Here is a 662-nt window from a genome sequence, read left to right on the forward strand (position 1 = left end):
GAGACCGAGACCACGCTGGCGACGATCTGGGCGGAGCTTCTCGGTGTGGCGCGGGTCGGGCGCCACGACAACTTCTTTGACCTCGGTGGACACTCGCTGCTAGCGCTCCAAGTGCTTGAGCAACTCCGGCGGCGAGGTTTGATCCTCGATCTTTCCGTGCATTTCACCAATCCTCGTCTCGATCAGTGCGCCGAGAAGCTGCGCTCCGCATCGAAGAACCATCGAAAATCTGCGAGCCAACTTATTCCCCTTCGACTTGCGAACAGTCAGCCACTTATCCTCTGTCACGCCCTTGGCGGAGGGCTGAACATCTATGAAGACCTCGCGCGGGCGCTGCCAGCTACACAGACCATCTACGGTATACATGCTCTAGAGTTCGGTCACGAACTCCTGAAGGTGGGTTCGCTCGAAGAGATTGCCCAAGTCTATGCTCGGGCTATTGTTCCTGTGCTGCCGGACATGGCTTGTACGCTCGCTGGATGGTCCTTTGGCGGTGTGCTCGCCCACGCCGTTGCTGGGATACTAATCTCTGCAAACGTGAGGGTCGATTTAGTGGCAATGATCGATAGTGCCCATCCGTCGGCGCTAGGGACGCCTTCCACTCTCACCTTGGACCAGGAATGGTCTGAATTCCTTGCATTCCTTGTCAACGAGGGAGGATT

The 662-nt window shown here is 57.3% G+C and carries 1 protein-coding gene; it reads left to right on the forward strand.

Annotated features, from left to right (window positions below; translation table 11 throughout):
* The coding region (locus tag AC0L3A_RS40825) for a thioesterase domain-containing protein (protein WP_473256593.1) at positions 1–662 on the forward strand (662 nt) is incomplete at both ends.

The sequence above is a fragment of the Bradyrhizobium sp. MI1.3 genome (assembly GCF_055811695.1).